The organism is Okeania sp. SIO2B9 (assembly GCF_010672505.1).
Lineage (GTDB): Bacteria > Cyanobacteriota > Cyanobacteriia > Cyanobacteriales > Microcoleaceae > Okeania > Okeania hirsuta.
In genome coordinates this window covers 1-4263 of record NZ_JAAHGK010000653.1, presented here as the reverse complement: position 1 = coordinate 4263, position 4263 = coordinate 1, and the positions used below count along the sequence as shown (strand labels likewise).

Below are 4263 nucleotides of genomic sequence, written 5' to 3'. Positions count from 1 at the left end.
GAAGCAATTCGACAATTAGCTACTGGTTGGAAAAATGAGCCAGACACTTTACCTATGCTCAAACAATTAGTACAGTCTGATGATGATCGTTTTGTGCGAGGACAAGCAATTCGACAAATAGCTACTGGTTGGAAAGATGAGCCAGAAATTTTACCTATGCTCAAACAATTAGTACAGTCTGATGATAAGTATTTGCCGCCAGAAGCGGTTAAACAATTAGCTACTGGTTGGAAAGATGAGCCAGAAATTTTACCCATACTTAAACAATTAGTACAGTCTGATTATAATTGGCAGGTGCGAGAAGAAGCAGTGCAACAATTAGTTACTGGTTGGAAAGATGAGCCAGAAATTTTACCCATGCTCAAACAATTAGTACAGTCTGATGATGATGATAGGTTTATGCGACGAGAAGCGGTTCGACAATTAGCTACTGGTTGGAAAGATGAGCCAGAAATTTTACCTATGCTCAAACAATTAGTACAGTCTGATGATAGGTTTATGCGACGAGAAGCGGTTCGACAATTAGCTACTGGTTGGAAAGATGAGCCAGAAATTTTACCCATGCTCAAACAATTAGCGCATTCTGATGATAATTCAAATGTACGAGAAGAAGCGGTTAAACAATTAGCTACTGGTTGGAAAGATGAGCCAGAAATTTTACCTATGCTCAAAAAATTAGTACAGTCTGATAACAACTGGCAGGTGCGATTTGAAATAGTACGACAAATAGTTAGAGGTTGGAAACACCACCCAGAAACTCTGCCGATGCTTCAAGAATCTGTAAAGTTAAATGTTAATTGGGATGTCCGAGCAGTAGCAGTAGAGCAAATAGCTAGGGGTTGGAAACATCATCCAGAAACTCTACCTTTGCTCAAACAATTAGCGCATTCTGATAATAATTGGCAGGTGCGGTTTGAGGCAGTACGACAAATATTTAGAGGTTGGAAGCATAACCCAGAAACTTTACCTTTGTTCAAACAATTAGTGCAGTCTGATAATGATCGTTTTGTGCGAGCAGTAGCAGTACAACAAATAGTTAGAGGTTGGAAACATTACCCAGAAATTTTACCTTTGCTCACACAATGGATACAGCTCAATAGCAATTGGGATGTACGAATAGTAGCAGTACAACAAATAGTTAGAGGTTGGAAACGTCACCCAGAAATTTTACCTTTGCTCACACAATTAGTGCAGTCTGATGATGATTGGCAAGTAAAAGTTGGAGCAGTAGAACAAATAGTCATAGGTTGGAAACGTCGTCCAGAAACTTTACCTTTGCTTAAACAATTAGCACAGTCTGATGATGATTGGCAGGTACGCTCAGAAGCATTGGACCAAATAGCCAAAGGTTGGAAACGTCATCCAGAAACTTTACCTTTGCTTCACGAATGCGCTACAAATGACCCTTTTGAAAACCATCTTGATGTTGAAGAAAACCTTCGACTAGCTCTAGAGTTTGTCAGGTTTAACTTGTTGAGCAATTACGACTACAACGACTCCCTCTATGAATTTATTAGGGAGGTCGAAGACCATGACTCTTTTGAAAGTGAAAACTATAATAAACTCAGCGAATTTAACCCTCGACAAATTGCACTAAAAGCAATAGTCAAACGTTACCCAGACCATCCGCAAACCCTCCCACTATTACAAGACAGAGCAGAAAATGACCCAAACGAACAACTGCGAGAGTGGGCAAAGAAGAAATTGCAGAAATTAGAAAATTAGTCCGCGTCATTTCAGTTATCAGTTATCAGTACCTCTCTCTACCTGTTTGCGCAGTATTCCGTAGGAAAGTCAGAGGTAGGAGTGAGGGAGTGCGGAATGTGGGATATAAAATCCGGTTGAATAGTTGTCATTGCGAGCGGCAGCGTTTGCGGAGCATTCCGTCAGGAAAGCAATCTCAGGGACTTATATCATGTCCGGATAATTAGTGATAAAAAAACTTATCCCCTTTGAATCTTTCTTTTCCTTCTGCCTTCCTTCCTCCTAAGTGTAATATCATGTTCGGTTGAATAGTTATGATTAGGATATAGATGGAAGAGATACCTCAAACTCTTGAGATTGCTTCCTTCCACTCCGTTCCAGTCGCAATGACTTTATAGTTAGTGTTTATCCGAACATGATATTAGGAGATTGCTTCCTTCCACTCCGTTCCAGTCGCAATGACTTTACAGTTAGTGTTTATCCGGACATAATATAAATAGTCTTATAGCTGTACCTCACTATCCTAAAAAGTACTGTAATCATAAATTCAAAGCCTCCATCCCCGCGTCCCCGCGTCCCCGCGTCCCCGTGTCTACTCCCCACTCCCCACTCCCTTACTCCCCTACACCACTAACCCGCGACGCCCGTAATTGCCCACAAGCGGCATCAGCTTCTAAACCACGAGAATAACGAACGCTAACTGCAATATGTTTTTCTTCGAGAGCATTAACAAAAGCGTTGATATCTTCTCCTGTTGGTCTTTGATAGTCAACTTCACTAATAGGATTATAGGGAATTAAATTAACATGGCACTGAAACCCCCGTAGATTTTTAGCTAATTCTTTAGCATGATCTGGTAAATCATTAAAACCCGTTAACATCACATACTCAAAACTAATTCTTCGCTTTGTGAGGTTGACATATTCACGACAATCTGCTATCAAATCCCCTAAAGGATAAGATTTAGCACTAGGAATCAGATGTTCCCGCAATCTTTGATTAGAAGCATGAAGACTAACAGCGAGAGTCACTTGCAGTTTATGTTCGGCTAATTGACGAATGCGATCGCGAATTCCCACAGTTGAGATAGTTATATTACGTTGTCCAATACCCACATCTTGATTCAGGGACCTAACAGCAGCCAAGACATTTTTAGTATTCAGCAACGGTTCCCCCATTCCCATAAACACAATATGGCTAACTCGTCGCTCAAAATCTTCTTGCACAGTCAGCACCTGGTCGATAATTTCGTATGCTTCTAGGTTCCGCGTAAAACCTCCTTTTCCAGTAGCACAGAAATCACAAGCCATCGGACAACCCACCTGAGAAGAAACACATACAGTTAGACGTTTATGGCTAGGAATACCTACAGTTTCAATAATATTACCGTCTGATAGTTGCAGCAGATATTTAACCGTTTTGTCTGGAGCAACAGAGCGGTAATGTATGGCAGATCGACCAATGGGAAAATGCTTAATCTCCTCGCGCCATTGTTTAGAAAATACAGTGATATCTGCCAGAGACTTAGCCCCTTTTTGATATATCCATTGATATAATTGTTTGCCTCGATAAGCAGGTTGTCCTTGCTGTTGTACCCACTCTGTTAACTCAGATAAAGATAAGCCTAAGAGAGGAGTTTGGGTAGGAGTAACTAAGGATTGAGTCATTTGAGTTTAGTAATTAATTTATTTGTATAAATAAGCGGTTGAATACTTTTAGGCTTCTTCAACTATACTATAAACTATAAAAGTCGCCTAAGTAGGTAGGTCTAATTAAGGGTTAAAAATACGAACGGCGGTTTAAATCATTCAATGACTGTTGTCATATAGCAATCCTAAATAGATCGTGACAAATCAAAAAGTAAATAAAAACACTGAAACTCTTACCTATTCCCTGTTCCCAGTTAAGTGTTCCCAGTTAAGTGTTCCCAGTTCCCTAAAAAGCAGTAAGATTTTTGACACGAATAAAATAGGATTGCAATAGGACAATAGAAAGTTTGCCATTGCACAATCAGGAATGATGAAATCCGAAAGTAGATATTTTTGGATTATTCTTTCCTAAATATATGTACAGTTTAAAATCTATTATCATTCTTTAATGTGCAACCCCGAAAGTTTTGATAACCATTCCCTATTTTCCGTCTTTTTTGGTTGAGTAATAAACAGCTTTTATAGTTCAGAATTAATCTGTTGATTCAATCCTCATTTATACTTGTTTTGACAACAAGCTAGATCATAGTTCCAAACCACACGCACACAAACAAATAGCTTTGCTCATTGGTATTTTTTTTGGTGTTGGATAAATGCGATACTTAAATCTAGCTTTGATAATTTTAATCTAAACTATAGCGTTTCTCAGACTAATGAGGTACATCCATCTTGGTTTCTATTCTATTCCATATTCTGTGTACCCTAAAACAAAGGAATTTTGGTGTTGGTGAATTAATGTATGATATTAATCTTAATTATTTAGGAGTCAGGAGTCAGGAGTCAGGAGTCAGGAGGAAAGAAAGAAAGAAGAAGAAAGAGTAGTAGAAGGAGAAAGTTTTTTGTTTGCGCT

The 4263-nt window shown here is 39.0% G+C and carries 3 protein-coding genes and 1 pseudogene; 2 read left to right on the top strand and 2 right to left on the bottom strand.

Features of this window, described 5'->3' with window-relative positions; all coding sequences use genetic code 11:
* Positions 1–1725, top strand: a 1725-nt coding sequence (locus tag F6K13_RS20915) for a HEAT repeat domain-containing protein (RefSeq protein ID WP_287288253.1), incomplete at its 5' end; no start/stop codon positions are given.
* A gap of 593 nt (positions 1726–2318) precedes the next feature.
* On the opposite strand, the gene rlmN is transcribed toward F6K13_RS20915, so the two are convergent.
* Positions 2319–3371: a 23S rRNA (adenine(2503)-C(2))-methyltransferase RlmN gene (gene rlmN / locus F6K13_RS20910; RefSeq protein WP_124145503.1), complete on the bottom strand. Its 1053-nt coding sequence runs from the start codon at positions 3369–3371 to the stop codon at positions 2319–2321.
* Positions 3372–3905: 534 nt separating this feature from the next.
* A pseudogene (locus F6K13_RS35295) lies at positions 3906–3971 on the bottom strand (helix-turn-helix domain-containing protein); the annotation flags it as partial.
* 111 nt (positions 3972–4082) lie between these two features.
* Here F6K13_RS35295 and F6K13_RS20905 point away from each other — a divergent pair.
* Positions 4083–4235, top strand: coding sequence for a hypothetical protein (locus F6K13_RS20905; RefSeq protein ID WP_161564578.1), 153 nt, complete (start codon positions 4083–4085; stop codon positions 4233–4235).
* The last annotated feature ends 28 nt before the right edge of the window (positions 4236–4263 follow it).

Bases quoted from the DNA above. Each gene is read 5' to 3' on its own strand.
- rlmN (WP_124145503.1), bottom strand. From the start codon at position 3,371: ATGACTCAATCCTTAGTTACTCCTACCCAAACTCCTCTCTTAGGCTTA.